The 15,764-nt window shown below is 67.0% G+C and carries 17 protein-coding genes; 16 read left to right on the top strand and 1 reads right to left on the bottom strand.

Annotation, left to right across the window (positions count from 1 at the left end):
* The first annotated feature begins 45 nt into the window (after positions 1 to 45).
* From RLN94_RS09420 to RLN94_RS09390, 7 genes are all read left to right on the top strand, one after another.
* Entirely contained in the window at positions 46 to 516 is a 471-nt protein-coding gene (locus RLN94_RS09420; RefSeq protein ID WP_350132311.1) for a TRAP transporter small permease, read from the top strand.
* Positions 513 to 1,811, top strand: coding sequence for a TRAP transporter large permease (locus RLN94_RS09415; RefSeq protein ID WP_350132308.1), 1,299 nt, complete (start codon positions 513 to 515; stop codon positions 1,809 to 1,811). The genes RLN94_RS09420 and RLN94_RS09415 overlap by 4 nt, the downstream gene beginning before the upstream one ends.
* 33 nt (positions 1,812 to 1,844) lie before the next feature.
* A complete protein-coding gene (gene dctP / locus RLN94_RS09410) occupies positions 1,845 to 2,837 on the top strand; it encodes a TRAP transporter substrate-binding protein DctP (RefSeq protein WP_350132305.1) in 993 nt (330 codons plus the stop codon).
* Between the two features lie 61 nt (positions 2,838 to 2,898).
* A complete protein-coding gene (locus RLN94_RS09405) occupies positions 2,899 to 3,999 on the top strand; it encodes an NAD(P)/FAD-dependent oxidoreductase (RefSeq protein WP_350132302.1) in 1,101 nt (366 codons plus the stop codon).
* On the top strand, positions 3,974 to 4,282 hold the full coding sequence (locus RLN94_RS09400) for a (2Fe-2S)-binding protein (protein WP_350132300.1): 309 nt from the start codon (positions 3,974 to 3,976) through the stop codon (positions 4,280 to 4,282). The genes RLN94_RS09405 and RLN94_RS09400 overlap by 26 nt, the downstream gene beginning before the upstream one ends.
* On the top strand, positions 4,269 to 5,678 hold the full coding sequence (locus tag RLN94_RS09395; protein WP_350132297.1) for an FAD/NAD(P)-dependent oxidoreductase: 1,410 nt from the start codon (positions 4,269 to 4,271) through the stop codon (positions 5,676 to 5,678). Before RLN94_RS09400 ends, RLN94_RS09395 begins: the two co-directional genes overlap by 14 nt.
* Entirely contained in the window at positions 5,675 to 6,013 is a 339-nt protein-coding gene (locus tag RLN94_RS09390; RefSeq protein ID WP_350132294.1) for a RidA family protein, read from the top strand. Before RLN94_RS09395 ends, RLN94_RS09390 begins: the two co-directional genes overlap by 4 nt.
* Before the next feature lie 51 nt (positions 6,014 to 6,064).
* On the opposite strand, the gene RLN94_RS09385 is transcribed toward RLN94_RS09390, so the two are convergent.
* Positions 6,065 to 6,994, bottom strand: coding sequence for a LysR substrate-binding domain-containing protein (locus RLN94_RS09385; RefSeq protein WP_350132291.1), 930 nt, complete (start codon positions 6,992 to 6,994; stop codon positions 6,065 to 6,067).
* Positions 6,995 to 7,093: 99 nt separating this feature from the next.
* Here RLN94_RS09385 and RLN94_RS09380 point away from each other — a divergent pair, with 99 nt between their 5' ends.
* From RLN94_RS09380 to RLN94_RS09340, 9 genes are all read left to right on the top strand, one after another.
* Positions 7,094 to 8,035, top strand: coding sequence for an SMP-30/gluconolactonase/LRE family protein (locus RLN94_RS09380; RefSeq protein WP_350132288.1), 942 nt, complete (start codon positions 7,094 to 7,096; stop codon positions 8,033 to 8,035).
* A gap of 61 nt (positions 8,036 to 8,096) precedes the next feature.
* Positions 8,097 to 9,131: a TRAP transporter substrate-binding protein gene (locus RLN94_RS09375; RefSeq protein WP_350132286.1), complete on the top strand. Its 1,035-nt coding sequence runs from the start codon at positions 8,097 to 8,099 to the stop codon at positions 9,129 to 9,131.
* Between the two features lie 99 nt (positions 9,132 to 9,230).
* Positions 9,231 to 9,761: a TRAP transporter small permease gene (locus RLN94_RS09370; protein ID WP_350132283.1), complete on the top strand. Its 531-nt coding sequence runs from the start codon at positions 9,231 to 9,233 to the stop codon at positions 9,759 to 9,761.
* The gene (locus tag RLN94_RS09365) at positions 9,758 to 11,023 is read left to right on the top strand and encodes a TRAP transporter large permease (RefSeq protein WP_350132281.1); all 1,266 of its coding nucleotides are present in this window, start codon (positions 9,758 to 9,760) and stop codon (positions 11,021 to 11,023) included. The genes RLN94_RS09370 and RLN94_RS09365 overlap by 4 nt, the downstream gene beginning before the upstream one ends.
* 45 nt (positions 11,024 to 11,068) lie before the next feature.
* Positions 11,069 to 12,760, top strand: a complete 1,692-nt coding sequence (locus RLN94_RS09360; RefSeq protein ID WP_350132278.1) for a thiamine pyrophosphate-binding protein — start codon at positions 11,069 to 11,071, stop codon at positions 12,758 to 12,760.
* A 16-nt stretch (positions 12,761 to 12,776) separates the two neighbouring features.
* Positions 12,777 to 13,544, top strand: coding sequence for an SDR family NAD(P)-dependent oxidoreductase (locus RLN94_RS09355; RefSeq protein WP_350132275.1), 768 nt, complete (start codon positions 12,777 to 12,779; stop codon positions 13,542 to 13,544).
* The gene (locus RLN94_RS09350) at positions 13,541 to 14,428 is read left to right on the top strand and encodes an NAD-dependent epimerase/dehydratase family protein (protein ID WP_350132273.1); all 888 of its coding nucleotides are present in this window, start codon (positions 13,541 to 13,543) and stop codon (positions 14,426 to 14,428) included. The genes RLN94_RS09355 and RLN94_RS09350 overlap by 4 nt, the downstream gene beginning before the upstream one ends.
* Before the next feature lie 143 nt (positions 14,429 to 14,571).
* The gene (locus tag RLN94_RS09345) at positions 14,572 to 15,528 is read left to right on the top strand and encodes a Bug family tripartite tricarboxylate transporter substrate binding protein (protein WP_350132270.1); all 957 of its coding nucleotides are present in this window, start codon (positions 14,572 to 14,574) and stop codon (positions 15,526 to 15,528) included.
* A gap of 47 nt (positions 15,529 to 15,575) precedes the next feature.
* Positions 15,576 to 15,764: hypothetical protein (locus RLN94_RS09340; RefSeq protein ID WP_350168862.1), on the top strand; the 189-nt coding region annotated here is incomplete at its 3' end.

Below are 15,764 nucleotides of genomic sequence, written 5' to 3'. Positions count from 1 at the left end.
AGTCTTCTCTGTGTCAGATTTGTAAACGCGTCCGATAGGGGAGTTATGGACAGCTTTGCGAAATATCTTCTGACGGCGTTGATCGGTATCGTGGCCATCGGCCAGTTCGTTCAGGTGATCACCCGCTACGTGCTTCAGATCCCGGTGATGGGGCTGGAGGAAACCATCCTCTACCCGACTCTGTGGCTCTACATCCTGGGCGCGGTCAATGCCTCCCGCGAGAATTCGCATATCCGCGCCAACGTCCTCGAGATCTTCCTCAAGACCGACCGCCAGCACACGATCCTTGCGATCATCGGCGAAATCATCAGCCTGATCGTCGGCCTCTGGCTGCTGTCATGGGCATGGGACTACACCAGCTATGCGTGGCGCGTCTGGAAGGAAAGCCCGACCCTCTATGTTCCGACCTTCTATTCGGATGTGGCGCTGGTCGTCGGGCTGACCCTGATGATGTTCTATACCGCATGGCACCTGCTCCTGCATGTGCGCTCTCTCCTGAAAGGACCGGCCCTGTGATCGAGATCGCGCTTCTTGCCATCGGCGTTCTGGTGCTGACGCTGACCCTTGGGGTTCCGCTGCCCTACTGTTTCGGCGCCGCGCTGATGCTGATGTATTTCGTCGGCGACGTGACGATGAAGGGGATGATGTTGTGGGGGTTCCAGCAGCTCGGCAATCCCGTCCTGCTGGCCATTCCGCTTTTCGTGCTGGCCGGGACCATCATGTCGGAAAGCGGCATCGCGGCTTCCCTTTTGAGGTTCGTCAACGCCTTCGTCGGCCATGTCCGCGGCGGGCTGGGCGTTGTGGCGGCGGTCACCTGCGCGGTGATCGGGGCAATCTCGGGCTCCGGGCTGACCGGCATCTCGGCCATCGGGCCGCTGCTGATCCCCGAGATGGAGGCCCGCGGCTACCCCCGCGCCTATGCCACGGCGCTGATCGCCAATTCCTCGATCCTCGGGCTTCTGATCCCGCCCTCGGCGTCGATGATCCTGTTCGGCTGGGTCACCGATACCTCGATCGCGGCCTGCTTCCTGGCCACGCTGGGGCCGGGCCTGCTGATCATGGTCAGCTTTTCGCTCATCAATCTGTGGATGTCGCGCAAGTTCAACCTCGTGCTGGACGAGAAGCCGCATTTCAAGGCCTTCTCGGGCGAGATCATGCGCCGCGGCGCACATGCCTTTCCCGCGCTGCTCATGCCCGTGATCATCCTGGGCGGCATCTATGGCGGTGTCATGACCCCGACCGAGGCCGCGGCGGTCGCGGTGATCTACGCGGTGCCGGTGGGCTTCTTCATCTATCGCGGCCTGCGCTGGAACAACATGCTGTCGGCCGGCAAGGAGGCCGGAACGGCGGTGGGGACGATCATGGTCATGATCCTGTTCTCGATGATCCTCGGGCAGATGTTCATCTATGAGGGCATCCCCCAGCAGCTGGTCAGCTCGATCTTCGACATTACCGAGAACAAGGTCGTCCTGCTGATCCTGATCAACATCCTGCTTTTCCTGATCGGGATGGTGGTGAATGACGCGACCGCGATCCTGCTGGTAGCGCCGCTGCTGCTGCCGCTGATGAACGCGATCGGCGTCAGCCCGGTGCAGTTCGCCGCGATCATGGGCGTGAACACCGCGATGGGCGGCGTCACCCCGCCCTATGCCTCGATCCTGTATCTGGGCGCCCGGATCGGCAACGTGAAGGTCACCAAGGTGATCCCGCCGGCGATGACGCTGATTTTGCTGGGCTATGTGCCGGTGGTGTTCCTCACCTCATTCTGGCCCGACCTTTCGCTCTTCCTGCCGGAATACTTCGGCTACTGACACCACCCCCACGTTCAACAGAGGAGAAGACCAATGAAACATTACCTGACAGGTACGGCCGCCGCCGCCCTGATGACGATTGCCGGCATGGCCGGCGCGGCAGATCTGAAAATGAGCCATGTCCGCCCGCAGGACGCCACCATCGACAAGGAGCTGCGCGCCTTTGCCGGCAAGGTCGAAGAGGCCACGGGCGGCAACGTGTCGATCAACATCTTCCCGGCCTCGGCGCTGGGCGACTACACCACCGTGCAGGAGCGCATCAGCGTGGGCGCCATCGACATGGCCACCCAGCCCGTCGCCACCGGCGCGGACCGCCGGATGCAGATCGCCTCTTTCCCCTACCTTGCCAATGACTGGACCGAGGCGCAGGAGATCTACGGCCCCGAGGGCATGTTGCGCGACGTGGTGGCCGAGCTCTACTCGGAACAGGGTATCACCATGCTCGCGGCATACCCTGTCTATTTCGGGGGCATCTCGCTCAACACCGATCCGGTGAACCCCGGTGATCCGAGCCATTCGAACGGCATCAAGGTGCGCGTCCCCGGCATCAAGTCCTTCCAGCTCACCGGCGAGGCGCTGGGCTACATCCCGTCGCCCATTCCGTTTTCCGAGGCGTTCACCGCGATCCAGACCGGCGTGGTCGATGGCGTGATCGGGTCGGGCGCGGAGGGCTACTATGCCTCGTTCCGTGACGTGACCAAGGCCTATATCCCCGCCAACACGCATTTCGAAGTCTGGTACATGATCATCTCGGACGAGGCCCTTGCCGGGCTCGACGCCGATGATCAGGAGGCCCTCAAGGCCGCCGCCAGCGAGTTCGAGGCGACACGCTGGACCGTGGCCGAGGAGGACCAGGGCAAGTGGGAACAGCGGCTTGCCGACGAGCTGGGCACGAATGTTGTCGAGCTGAGCGACGAGCAGCTGGCCGCCATGGCCGCCAAGGTGCGCGAGACCGTGTGGCCCGTCGTCCTCGACGATGTCGGGACCGAATGGGGCCAGGCCATCCTCGACAAGATCGGCAACTGAACGAAAGCTTCGGGGCCGCGCCCGCCGCGGCCCCGGCAAAGGACGCAAACGGACAATCAAGATGGACGCGGATTACGCAATCGTCGGCGGCGGTGTCGTCGGCCTCTCTATTGCCTGGGGCCTGCTGAAGCGCGGCAAGCGCGTCACCGTGATCGACGGCGACGACGGCTCCTTCCGGGCGAGCCGCGGGAATTTCGGCCTGGTCTGGGTGCAATCCAAGGGGATGAAACAGCCGCGCTATGCCCGCTGGTCGCAGCAATCCGCGGCGATCTGGGGCGCGTTCGCGCAGGAATTGGGCGAGAATACCGGGCTTTCCGTCCCGCTCGAGCAGAATGGCGGCTATGACCTGCATTTCTCGGAGGAGAAGCTGGAAGCCACGGTCGCGCAATACGAGATCCTGAAGGAGAAGCTGGGCGGCGACTATCCCTACGAGGTGCTGGGGCGCAACGCGCTGCGCCGCGAAGAGCCGCATATCGGGCCGGCGGTGGTGGGGGCCATCCTGCACCACCAGGACGGGCACGCCAATCCGCTGAAACTGTTGCGGGCGTTGGCCGACGACGTGCGGCGCCTGGGCGGGCGGGTTCTGAACGGGATGACCGTCACCGAGGTCACCAGGCCCGACGGGTTCCGCGTCACGTGCAGCGACGGAACCGAGATCGGCGCGGCGAAAGTGGTGCTGGCGGCCGGGCTCGGCGGTGCCAGGCTGGGCCCGCAGATGGGGTTCAAGGCGCCGGTCCGGCCGCAGCGGGGCCAGGTGCTGATCACCGAGAAACTGCCCCGGATGATCAACCGCCCCTCGCTCATCGCCCGGCAGGTCGACGAGGGCGGCGTTCAGATCGGTGCCACCAACGAAGAGGTGGGCCATGACGACCGGGTGACGCAACCGGGCCTGTCGGACCTCGCCGCCGAGGCCGTTGCGGCCTATCCGGCGCTTGGCAAGGCGCAGCTCGTACGAAGCTGGGGCGCGTTGCGCGTCCTCTCGCCCGACGGGCTGCCGATCTACCAGGAAAGCCGGGAGATGCCCGGCGCCTACCTCGTGACCTGCCACAGCGGCATCACGCTTTCCGCGGCCCACGCTCGCTTTCTGCCGGACTGGCTGGAAGGGACGGCCGAGGCCCCCGACCTGGAGGTGTTCAGTGAAGACCGTTTCGCCCTTTCTTGAGCTCGAAGACGATGACCGTGTGCCGGTTCGCTTTGCGGGCCGGACGCTCGACTTGCCGGATGGCGCCAACCTTGCCGCGGCCCTTCTGGCGGCCGGGGTGCAGGTGTTTCGCCACACGGCCGTATCGGGCGCGCCTAGGGCCCCCTTTTGCATGATGGGCGCCTGTTTCGAGTGTCTGGTCGAGATTGACGGCGTCGTCCGGCAGGCCTGCATGACGGATGTACGCGAGGGGATGGAGATTTCCCGACCGCATGAGTCGGAGGCCGAAGATGCGATCGAGTGAGCTTGTCATAATTGGCGCCGGCCCGGCCGGGATGGCCGCCGCCGCGACGGCCGCGGCGCACGGGCTTTCGGTGACGCTGCTTGACGAGCAGCCGCGCGCGGGCGGGCAGATCTACCGCGATGTGGAACGCGTGGCGGCGAAACGCGGCACGATCCTGGGGCCGGATTACACCTATGGCACGACCCTGGTCGAGGGCATCGGACGGGGCGGGATCACCCATCTGGCGGGCGCCGTGGTCTGGGCGATCGAGGAGGGCTTTCGCATCTCCTATACGCAGGACGGGGTGGCGGCACAGGTGTCGGCGGATCGGGTGCTGCTGGCCACGGGCGCGCTGGAACGCCCGATGCCCATTCCGGGCTGGACGCTTCCGGGGGTGATGACCGCCGGGGCCGGCCAGATCATGATGAAACAGTCGGGCATCCTGCCGCGTCGGGCGGTGCTGGCCGGGGCGGGGCCGTTGCTCTACCTCGTCGCGGCGCAGATGGTCCGGGCGGGCACACCGCCGCTGGCGCTGGTGGAAACGCAGACCCGCGGCGATCTTTTGAAGGCCGCGCGCCACGCGGGCGGCGCGCTGCGCGGCTGGCCCTACCTGGCGAAGGGCATGAAGCTGCTGGCGGAACTGCGCCGGGCGGGGGTGCCGCGTTTTGCCGGTGCGTCCGGTCTTGCCGTGCAGGGGGAGGGCCGCGCAGAGGCCGTCGCCTTCCGCAGGGGCGGCACCGACCACCGCATCGCGTGCGACACGGTGCTGTTGCATCACGGCGTCGTGCCGAACACCCAGGCCGCCCGGTCGCTCGATGTTCCGCATCGCTGGGACGCCGGGCAGGCATGCTTCGTTCCGGTCGTCGATGACTGGGGTCTGACCGGTGTGGACGGGGTTTCCGTCGCCGGTGACGGGGCGGGCATCGGCGGGGCCAAGGCCGCCGAGCTTGCCGGCCGGATCGCCGCGCTGGGGATCGCGCATGCGCTTGGCCGGATCCCGCGCGAAAGGCGGGACGCGCAGGCCGTGCCATTGCGGCGGGCCCTGTCACGGGAACTGGCCGCGCGCCCCTTCATCGATGCCGCGTACCCCCCCTTTGCCGACGCGATTTCGCCGGCCGATGCCACGATCATCTGCCGTTGCGAGGAAGTGACGGCGGGCGACATCCGCGGATATGCCGGGCTGGGCTGCCTGGGGCCGAACCAAGCCAAGGCCTTCGGCCGTTCGGGCATGGGGCCCTGCCAGGGGCGCTACTGCGGGCTCGCGGTGACCAGCCTGCTGGCCGAGGCCAATGGCCGGACGATGGAAGACACCGGATACTATCGCATCCGCCCGCCGCTCAAGCCCGTGACGCTGGGCGAACTGGCGGCGATGGAAACCCCGAAAACAAACACCGAGAAAGTGGAAACAGGAACATGATCGAACGGATCGAAACCAACCAGCGCATGAGCCGGATCGTCAAGCATAACGGGGTGGTCTACCTGTGTGGCCAGGTGGGCGAGGGCGAGACCGTCGCCGACCAGACGCGCGACTGCCTGTCGCGTGTCGAAGCGCTGCTTGAAAAGGCCGGCTCCTCGCCCGAGCGCATCCTGCAGGCGATCGTCTGGCTGACCGACATCAACGATTTCGCCGAAATGAACGAGGTATGGGATGCCTGGGTGCCCGAGGGCCACGCGCCCGCCCGGGCCTGCGGCGAAGCAAGGCTCGCCCGTGCGGACCTGCGGGTGGAGATCATCGTCACGGCGGCTTGCTGAGCGGGGACAGGCGGGTTTTTCGCTTTTGGTTCGCCTGCCCGACGCCGAAATTCAGGGCTTCCTGACGAACAGGTTCTGCGCCTGCGCCGTGTCGAAGAAGCGCTTGCACTGATCGGCAAAGGCCTTCGTGCGGCGGCTGATCCGGTTGCCTGACCGCGTTGCCAGCACGATGTTCGGGCTCTTGCCTGTCTCCTCGAGCGGGCGGCAGGTCACGCTCAGCCCGCTATAGGTCGTGTCATAGGGCGGGCGGATGTTCAGGATCGCAACCCCCAGTTCCGCCGCCGCGGCGCTGCGCACCATCTCGAAGGATTCCAACTTCTGGATCGGCCCTGAGGTGACGCCCGCCTGCTCGAACAGCGACCGCACGTAGTTCCGCGATTGCGGCAGGTTCAGCAGCAGCAGCGACCGGTCGCTCAGGTCGCGCAGCGAGATCACCTGTTTCTTCGCCAGCGGATCGTTCGCGGACAGCACGGCATGCGGCGGCGCATTGGCGAGCGTCTCGTGGCTGAATTCCGGCCACAGACCCGCGTCGTAGGTGATCAGCGCATCTACCGATCCGTCCCGAAGGCTGTGCTGGATCGACATCATGTCGCCCTCGTTCAGGTGCACCGTCAACTCGGGATAGCTGACGCGCAGGTCGCGGATCACCAGCGGCGCGATACTGGGCGAAATCGAGGTGAACGCCCCCACGCGCAATTCGCCCCGCAGGTCCGGCCCCGATCCGCGCAGATCCTCGGCATAGGCCGCCGCCTCGTCCAGAAGCTGGATCGTCTTCGACACCGCCCGCTGCCCCGCCTCGGTCGTGGTCAGCCCCTTGGACCGGCGGCGGACGAATAGCTGGATGTTAAATTCCTCCTCGAAGGCGTCGATGGCCGACAGGATCGAGGACGTGGATATGCTCATCTCGGCCGCCGCCTTGCTGATCGAGCCGTGGCGGGAGGCGGCGATGACATAGTTGAGCTGGCGCAGCGATATCTTCATTTTATGTATCTAGATTTCACATTAAATACATTATGCTGGCGTGGGCCCGTCCGCTAGTCTTTTCCGGAACCGACATGCATTCCTGGGGAGGAGAGAGGCATGGCCCTTGAACGGCAACCCGCCGGCGGCGCCCCGTCGCGCCCGATATCGCGGGACCATTCGCTGAACTGCCTGTGGCGCGGGCCGGCCCGGTTGGGGGAATCCCCGCTCTGGGACACGCGCCGCAACCGCCTCTTCTGGATCGACTGCCTTGGAAAGTCGCTCTGGTCGACCAATGCCGACGGCAGCGATCCGCGCGCCTGGGACATGCCGGACCTCGTCGGCTCCATCGGGTTGTGCGAGGATGGCCGCCTCGTCGTCGGCTTCGCGCGCGGCTTCGCGCTGGTCACGCCGGGGCAGGGCGGGGCGGAGGTCGACTGGATCGGTGATCCCGACCCCGACAATCCCGGCACGCGGCTCAACGACGGCAAGGTCGACCGGCAGGGGCGGTTCTGGTGCGGCACGATGAACATGGATTTCACGGCCACCAACGCCGCCCTGTTCCGGCTCGACCCCGACAGGACATGGGCCCGCATCGATGACGGCTTCACCGTCTCGAACGGCATCGCCTTCTCGCCCGACGGGGCGCGGATGTACTTCTCCGACAGCCGCGTCGATCGCTCCTACCAGTACGATCTGGACAGGGCGACCGGGCAGCTCTCGAACCGCAGGGCCTTCCTCGACACCACCGCCTACGAGGGTCGGGTCGACGGCGCGACAGTGGATGCCGAGGGCTGCTACTGGGCCGCGCTCTTCAGCGGCGGCGCCGTGGCCCGGTTCGACCCCGACGGCACCCTGATGCAGAAGATCGACCTGCCGGTCAGCTGCCCCACCATGTGCAGCTTCGGCGGCCCGGATCTCGACATTCTCTACGTGACCTCGGCGACCTTCGTGCTGGAGGACGACGAACTGGCGCAACAACCGCTGGCCGGGGCGCTCTTCGCCATAGAGGGGCTCGGCGCCCAGGGGCTGGAGGAGCCCCGTTTCGCAATTCCGGGATGACACCCCGGCAAAACGCCGGGCAACCCCGGCACGTCGCAAGACGATCATGGGAGGAAGAAGAATGAAGAAACTGTTTCAAGGCCTGGCGCTCACCCTCGCGGTGACATTCGCCGGGTTCGGTGCAACGGCCCCGGCCAAGGCCGAACCGCGGGTCACCCTGACCTTCGCGCATTGCTGCCCGGCCGAACACACCTACGGCGTCTACGCCCATACCTTCGCCGATCGCGTGGCCGAGAATTCCGGCGGCGAGATCAAGATCGAGGTGCTCGACGGCGGTGTCATGGGCACCGAACAGGCCATCGCACAGAAGGTGCAGCTCGGCACCGTGCAGATGGGCGGGATCACCTCCAACAACGTGGCCCAGCTCGCCCCCTCGCTCAACGTGCTGGTGCTGCCCTATCTCAGCTCCGGCCCCGAGGACCTGACGGGCGAGGGCGGGCTGCTGCGCGCCGGCGCCTTCCGCGACGAGCTCAACGAGCGCGTTAAGGCCGAAAGCGGCACCCTGCGCATTGTCGGCGGCTTCACCAACGCGTTCCGCAGCCTCTTTGCCAAGGACCAGTGCATCGACAGCATCGACGACCTGGAAGGCCTCAAGATCCGCGCGCCCAAGAACCCGGTGATGACGGCCATGTGGGAAAGCTGGGGCGTCTCGACCTATCCCATCGCCTGGGGCGAAACCTTCGGCGCGGTCGCCACCGGCGTGGTCGACAGCTTCGACAGCCCGACCGACGTTGTCCTGAACATGGGCTTCCACGAGCACATCAAGTACATCACCGAGGCCACCTACCTGCCGCTCGCGGCGGTGGTGATCGTCAACGAACCGGCCTTCCAGGCGCTCTCGCCCGAGGATCAGGAGATCATCCTGACATCCGCCGACGAGACCGACGTGCTCCATGCCGAGCACGTGAAGCAGAACCAGGCCAAGGTCCGCGAGGCCCTGACCAACGACCACGGCGTCACCTTCTGCGAACTGGAAGATCCCGAGGTCTGGGCCGAACGCGCCCGCGGCGCCTGGCCCCAGCTCTACGACCTTGTCGGCGGCGGCAAGGAATGGGTCGACATGACGCTGACTTACAAGGAAACCGGCAGCTTCTAGGCTGGCCCTGCCATAGCGCGCCGCCGAGGCACTTCGGCGGCGCGCCCGACACCCGATCCCGGTACGCCGGACGACACGACACCCCCCGCGAGGACTGACATGCAGACTGGATTGATCAAGACGCTCGACAGGTTCGAACTGGTCTTTTCCAACCTGTCGCTGGCCCTGCTGGTGGTGGTGCTCGCCCTGCAGGTGATCTTCCGCTACGTCTTTCAGATCGGCCTGACCTGGAGCGAGGAGATCTCGCGCTTCGCCTTCGTCTGGTTCGTCTACATCTCCGCCAGCCTCGCCGCGCAGCGCGGCACCCATATCCGCGTCACCCTCTTCGTCAACCTGATCCCCGGCGGGCGCAACATCGCCCTCCTGCTGGCCGACGCCATCTGGATCGCGTTCAACCTCTTCGTCGTCGCCGCGGGGGTGATGCTCATTCAGCGCACGCTGGCCTACCCGGTCTATTCCACCGCGCTCTTCCTGCCGCTCGCCTGGCTCTACAGCGTCGTCCCGCTGGCCCATGCGCAGATGATCCTGCGCATCCTCCAGCGGCAATGGGGCTACTGGCGCCACGGCATCCCCGTCATCGCCTCCGAGGCCGCGGCCCACGCCGCCCGCACCGAAGGGCAGGGCGCATGATCTTCGTCGCCGTCTTCCTGCTCTGCCTCGTCCTCGGCGTACCGATCTTCGCCACCCTCGGCGTGCCCTCGCTGATCGAGCTGCTGAGCTCCCCGATCCCGCTGGAATCGCTGGCCCACAGCCTCTTCGACGGGGTCGACAAGTTCCCGCTGCTGGCGATCCCCAACTTCGTGCTCGCCGGCGCCATCATGGCCCGCGCCGGCATCACCCGCGACATCATCGAGGTCATGCGCGCCGTGGTCGGACAGGCCTATGGCGGCCTCGCAATCGTCACCATCCTGTCCTGCATGTTCTTCGCCGCCATCTCCGGCTCTGGCCCCGGCACGGTGGCGGCCATCGGCACCCTGCTGATCCCGGCCATGAAGGAAGACGGCTACCCGGCCGATTTCTCCGCCGCCGTGGCCTCATCTGGCGGAACCTTGGGTATCCTGCTGCCGCCCTCCAACCCGATGATTGTCTACGGCGTACTCGCCTCGGTCTCGATCGGCGACCTGTTCCTCGCGGGGCTGCTGCCGGGCATGCTGATGGGCGCCCTGCTGGTCACGACCACCTGGTTCCTCTCCCGCCGCCACGGCTATCGCGGCAGCCAGGCCCGGTTCGACCGCCGCGCCTTCGCCCTGGCCCTGTGGCGCGGCAAGTTCTCCCTCGCCACGCCATTCATCGTGCTGGGCGGCATCTACGGCGGCGTCTTCACCCCGGTCGAGGCCTCGGTCGTCGCCGTCGGCTACGCCCTGCTCGTCGGCCTCCTGGTCAAGCGCAGCATCGGCCTGCGCGCCACCTGGGAAGCGCTGGGCGAGGCCAGCACCGTCTGCGGCGGGCTCGTTCTGATCATGGGCACGGCGATCTTCTTCGGCGAGTTCCTCGCCCTCAACATGATCCCGCAGAAGATCGCGGCCGCCCTCCTGAACATCACCACCGACCCCACGCTCATGCTGCTGCTCATCGCGCTGATCCTGATCGTGCTGGGCACCTTCATGGAAACCCTGTCGACGGTGATCATCCTCACCCCGATCCTGCTGCCGCTGATCCTGCAGCTTGGCATCGACCTGATCCATTTCGGCATCCTGCTCGTCGTCACCTCCGAGATCGGCTTCCTGACGCCGCCCCTCGGGGTCAACCTCTTCGTCGCCTGCGGCATCTCGAACCTGACGATCGAGGAGGTCTCGCGACGCGTGCTGCCGTTCATCGCCACGATCATCGTGGGGCTGCTGATCCTGCTCTTCTTCCCGCAGATCAGCCTGCTCCTGCCATCCTTCAAGTAACCACCAAGACCGGTGCATCGTCGCCGGACAAGGAGACAAAACAACATGCTCACCAACGAAGGTGTCATCAACACGTTCCTCGAAGCAGGCATCACCCGCGGCTTCACCCTGCCGGGCCTCGGGATCACGTGGTCGCTGCCCGCGTTCCACGACCGCAAGGACGAGTTCGAGGTGGTACTCGCCCGCAGCGAACAAAGCGCCAGCGTGATGGCCCAGGTCGCGGGCAAGATGACCGGCAAGCCGGGCCTCCTGATGGCGCAGGGGCCTTTCTCCACCTCCACCGGCGCCTTCGGCATCCTCGAAGGGTACTTCTCCTCCTCGCCCATGGTCGTGCTGACCGACACCTCCTGCTATGACGGCTTTGCCCAGCATGGCGTCTACCAGACCATGACGGGCGACTACGGCGCGGCCGACGCCTTCGCCGTTCTCAAGACGATGACCAAGTACGCCACCTACGCCACCACGCCGACCGAGGCGGTCTACGGCGCGCAACTGGCGGTCAAGCACGCCTCGACCCCGCGGCAGGGGCCGGCGGCGGTGGTGATGCGCACCAACGTCATCAAGCAGGAGTTGCCGGAAACCTCCCGCGCCCGGCTCTACCCGGTCGAGGGGCACCTGAAATACACCCCCCCGCGCGTCGACACCGACGCCGTCGACCGCATCGCCGCGCTGCTGGCCCAAGCGAAACAGCCCGTCATGATCGTCGGCAACGGCGTCTATGGCAGCCGCTGCGGCCCGGCGCTTCAGGCGCTGGCCGAACGCAACGGCATCGCCATCGCCTCCAGCTACCACGGCAAGGGCACCATCGACGAGGGCTGCGACATCGCCGTCGGCATGATGGGCACCTGGGGCTCCGCCGCCGCCAACCGCGCGGTGCAGGCCTCCGACCTCGTGCTGGTCATGGGCTGCTCTCTCGGGCCGGAATACACCCGCTTCCGCGACGAGAAGATGATCCGCCCCGGCGACCAGACCATCATCCAGGTCGACCAGGACCCGCTCAACGCCGGCTGGGTCGTGCCCGTCGACATGGCGGTCACCGCCGACGTGGCCGAGGTCGCCGCCCTCCTGTCCGACACCGCCCCCCACGACACCGCCCTCGTCGAGCGGCGCAAGGCGGCCATCGCGAAGATCAAGCAGGAGAACGATTACGGCGTCCTGCCCACCTACCAGACCCGCCCCGGCACCATGCATTACGCCGACATCATGCGCGGGCTGCAGGGCTTCCTCGGGGCCGAGGACCTGATCACCATGGATGCCGGCACCAACCGCATCTGGGCCACCTGCCGGCTGCCCCTGCGCCATCCCAACCAGCTTGTCGCGCCGGGCGGGATCGGCGGCATGGGCTGGTCCACCCCGGCGGCCACCGGCGCCAAGATCACCGCGCCCGAAAAGCGTGTCACCGGCGTGATCGGCGACGGCGGTTTCATGATGACCATGGATGCCATCGCCACCGCCGCCGAACAGGGGCTCGACGTGGTCTACGTGGTGGCCAACAACGCCGGCCTCGGCATGGTGCGCGACAATCTCGGCAACCAGAAGATCGCGGTCGACTTCCTCGACCACGACTTCGCCAAGGTGGCCGAGGGGCTGGGCGGCAAGGGCTTGACCGTGACTGAGGGTGACCAGATGGGCGACGCCCTGCGCGAAGCGCATGCCATGGGCGGGCCGGTCGTGATCGACGCCAAGGTCGACCCGGCGGCCAGCCACCGCGACTGTTCCGACTATGCCGAGCTCTGAGCGAAAGGCCCCGCCGATGAGACGTTTCGAGAACCGCACCATCCTCGTCTCCGCCGCCGCCGACGGGCTTGGCCTCGCCATCGCCGAACGGCTCTCGGCTGAGGGTGGCACCGTCGTCGCCCTCGACCGCAGCGACGAGGCGATGACCGCCGCCCGCGCCCGCCCCGAGGCCGACGGCATCCGCTTCGAGAAGGTGGATCTGATGGACCCCGCCGACATCACCGACACCATCGCCCGCCTCGAGGCCGACGGGCTGCGCTTCGACACGCTGGTCAACAATGCCGGCGGCTCGCTGCACACCCCGCGCCCCTTCCTCGAGGAAACCGATGATCACTGGAAGGTGGTGATGGACCTCAACGTCGCCGCCACCGTGCGGCTGACCCGGGCGATCCTGCCGCATATGCTGGAAAAGGGCTTCGGCCGCATCGTCAATCTAGGCTCCAAGGCCGGGCGCTACGGCAGCCTCTTCACCGGCGCCAATTACGTGGCCGCCAAGGGCGCGGTCCAGTCGATGACCCTGCAACTGGCGCAGGAATTCGGCCCCTCCGGCATCACCTGCAACGCGGTCTGCCCCGGCGCGATCCTGACCCCCCGGGTCGAGCGGCTGCTCTCCGAGCGCATGAGCCAGGCCGAACGCGACGCGGCCATCGCCCAGATCCCCATGCGCCGCAACGGCCGGGTCGAGGACGTGGCCAGCGCCGTGGCCTTCTTCGCCGCCGACGAGGCCGGCTTCATCACCGGCCAGATGCTCGACGTGAATGGCGGGCAGGGGATGTGCTCGTGAATAACGATCCCCTCGGCCCGGTCCTGATCACCGGGGGCGGCGGCTTCCTCGGCCGCGCGCTCACCACGCGGCTGCTCGATGCCGGCGAAACGGTGGTCACCCTCGACCTGTCGCCCGCGACGGGCGGCGACCCGCGCGCCACACATCTCGGCGGCGATATCCGCGACGGCGAGGCGCTGCTCGACCTCGCCCGCACCCACGCGATCCGCGCCATCGTCCACCTCGCCGCCCTCGTGATCCCCGACTGCCGCGGCAATCCCTTGCTCGGCGCCGAGGTCAACGTCATCGGCCATCTCAACATGCTCGAGGTGGCCCGCAGCCTCGGCATCCGCCGCTTTCTCTACACCAGCTCCATCGCCGCGCGCCCCCGGCCGCCCTTCGACGCGCCCGTCAACCTCTACGGCGTGTGGAAACGCGCCTGCGAGGACGCCGCCAAGGTCTGGTTCCTCGACCACGGCCTGCCCTCCGTCGGGCTGCGCCCCAACGTGGTCTACGGCCCCGGCCGAGAGAGCGGCGAGACCGCGGCGATCACCCTCGCCATCAGGGCCGCCGCGCAAGGGCTGCCATACGCCATGCCCTTCACCAGCCGCATGTGTTTCCAGCATGTCGACGAGGTGACCGACATCATGGAACGCTGCCTGCGCGTGATCCCCGCCGAACCTGTCGTCAGCGACCTGACTACCGACATCGCCGGCACAGACGACGTCATCGCCGCGATCCGCGCCTGCGCGCCCGACGCCCGCATCACCCCGTCCGACACGGCGCGGCCGTCGCCGCTCGAGCTCGACAACCGCCCGCTCGTCGACCTTATCGGCGACTGGCGCAGGATTTCCCTGGCAGAAGGAGTACGCCAAACGTTCGAACACTACCGGAAGACCGCCTGAGGGCGGACAACACGACCCACCCAGCGCCATGGCGCGACGGGTGGCGCGGAACGACCGCCCGAAGTGGTCCTACTGCGCCGCCCGATTTTGCGTTACGACGGGGGGCAGGGGAGACAGGAATTGACAAGGTTCAGGAGGAAACCATGACTTTCAGGAAAATCGCAAACGGAACACTGGCCGCCGGCGCCATCGCCGTATCACTGCTTCACGCCGGCACCGCCGCCGCGCAGTCGGTCACCATCGTCGTGCCGTTCTCGGCCGGCGGCGGCACCGACATCACCACACGCTCTATGCAGGAGGAGATGGCCAACTCGCTTGGCGCCAACGTGGTGGTCAAGAACACCGCCGGGGCAGGGGGCACCATCGGCGTGGCCGAGGCAGCCCGCGCCCGGCCCGACGGCCGCACCATCGCCATGGCCCCGGTCGGCCCGCTGACCACCCAGACCCACCTGCGCAAGCTGCCCTACTCGGTCGACAGCTTCGAATATATCTGCCTCGCCTACTCGGCCCCCACCGCCATTGCCGTCGGCAAGGATTCCGAGTTCGAAACGCTGGAAGACCTTGTGACTTACGCCAAGGAGAATCCCGGCGACCTCACCTTCGCCGTGCAGGCCATTGGCTCCATCCCCCACGTCGCGGGGCTGGCCCTGGCCGATGCGGCGGGGATCGAGATGACCTTCCTGCCGGTCGACGGCGACGGCCCGGCCCTCAAGGCGCTGCTCGACGGCACGGCCGACCTCTTCATCCCGCATGTCTCGTTCCTCTCCAGCAACGCCGACCAGCTCCGCTCGCTGGCGATCCTCAAGGAGGGGCGGCTCGACACCATGCCGGACGAGGTGACGGCGATGGAGCAGGGCTATGACCTCGATATCCCGATCTGGGGCGGGCTGGTGACACCCAAGGATACCCCGGCGGAACAGGTCACGGCGCTCGAGACGGCCTGCGAGGCGGCGATCTCCTCGGCGCCGTTCCAGGAGCGGATGGAACAGCTTCAGCAACCCTCGGCCTACATGAACGGCGCCGATTTCGAAGCCTTCGTGAAAAAGCAGTACGATCGCAACCGCGGACTGCTGGAAAAGGCGGGCCTGCTGGCCGAGTGATCCACCGCCGCCCCCGGGCGCGGCCTGTACGGTGACAGGAGATGCAGATGAAGACGCATGACACGGATCCGACAGCCCCGTCCGGCGGGCGCGCCATCGCGATCGGCGTGGCCCTGGCGATCCTCGCCCTGGCCGCGCTGCTGTTCTCGCAGACCTTCGCGGAAATCAGTGCCTTCGCCCGCGCCAGCCAGGGCCGGGGGCCGTTCTTCTACCCGCGCTTCATCCTCGCCGCCGTG

Origin of the sequence: Roseovarius sp. (assembly GCF_040223625.1) — a bacterium.
GTDB lineage: Bacteria > Pseudomonadota > Alphaproteobacteria > Rhodobacterales > Rhodobacteraceae > Roseovarius.
This window is presented reverse-complemented; position numbering and strand designations above follow the sequence as displayed.

Excerpts from the sequence above, each read along its gene's own strand:
- RLN94_RS09420 (WP_350132311.1), top strand. The coding sequence starts at position 46 with ATGGACAGCTTTGCGAAATATCTTCTGACGGCGTTGATCGGTATCGTG.
- dctP (WP_350132305.1), top strand. The coding sequence starts at position 1,845 with ATGAAACATTACCTGACAGGTACGGCCGCCGCCGCCCTGATGACGATT.
- RLN94_RS09405 (WP_350132302.1), top strand. The coding sequence starts at position 2,899 with ATGGACGCGGATTACGCAATCGTCGGCGGCGGTGTCGTCGGCCTCTCT.
- RLN94_RS09395 (WP_350132297.1), top strand. The coding sequence starts at position 4,269 with ATGCGATCGAGTGAGCTTGTCATAATTGGCGCCGGCCCGGCCGGGATG.
- RLN94_RS09390 (WP_350132294.1), top strand. The coding sequence starts at position 5,675 with ATGATCGAACGGATCGAAACCAACCAGCGCATGAGCCGGATCGTCAAG.
- RLN94_RS09385 (WP_350132291.1), bottom strand. The coding sequence starts at position 6,994 with ATGAAGATATCGCTGCGCCAGCTCAACTATGTCATCGCCGCCTCCCGC.
- RLN94_RS09380 (WP_350132288.1), top strand. The coding sequence starts at position 7,094 with ATGGCCCTTGAACGGCAACCCGCCGGCGGCGCCCCGTCGCGCCCGATA.
- RLN94_RS09375 (WP_350132286.1), top strand. The coding sequence starts at position 8,097 with ATGAAGAAACTGTTTCAAGGCCTGGCGCTCACCCTCGCGGTGACATTC.
- RLN94_RS09370 (WP_350132283.1), top strand. The coding sequence starts at position 9,231 with ATGCAGACTGGATTGATCAAGACGCTCGACAGGTTCGAACTGGTCTTT.
- RLN94_RS09365 (WP_350132281.1), top strand. The coding sequence starts at position 9,758 with ATGATCTTCGTCGCCGTCTTCCTGCTCTGCCTCGTCCTCGGCGTACCG.
- RLN94_RS09360 (WP_350132278.1), top strand. The coding sequence starts at position 11,069 with ATGCTCACCAACGAAGGTGTCATCAACACGTTCCTCGAAGCAGGCATC.
- RLN94_RS09355 (WP_350132275.1), top strand. The coding sequence starts at position 12,777 with ATGAGACGTTTCGAGAACCGCACCATCCTCGTCTCCGCCGCCGCCGAC.
- RLN94_RS09345 (WP_350132270.1), top strand. The coding sequence starts at position 14,572 with ATGACTTTCAGGAAAATCGCAAACGGAACACTGGCCGCCGGCGCCATC.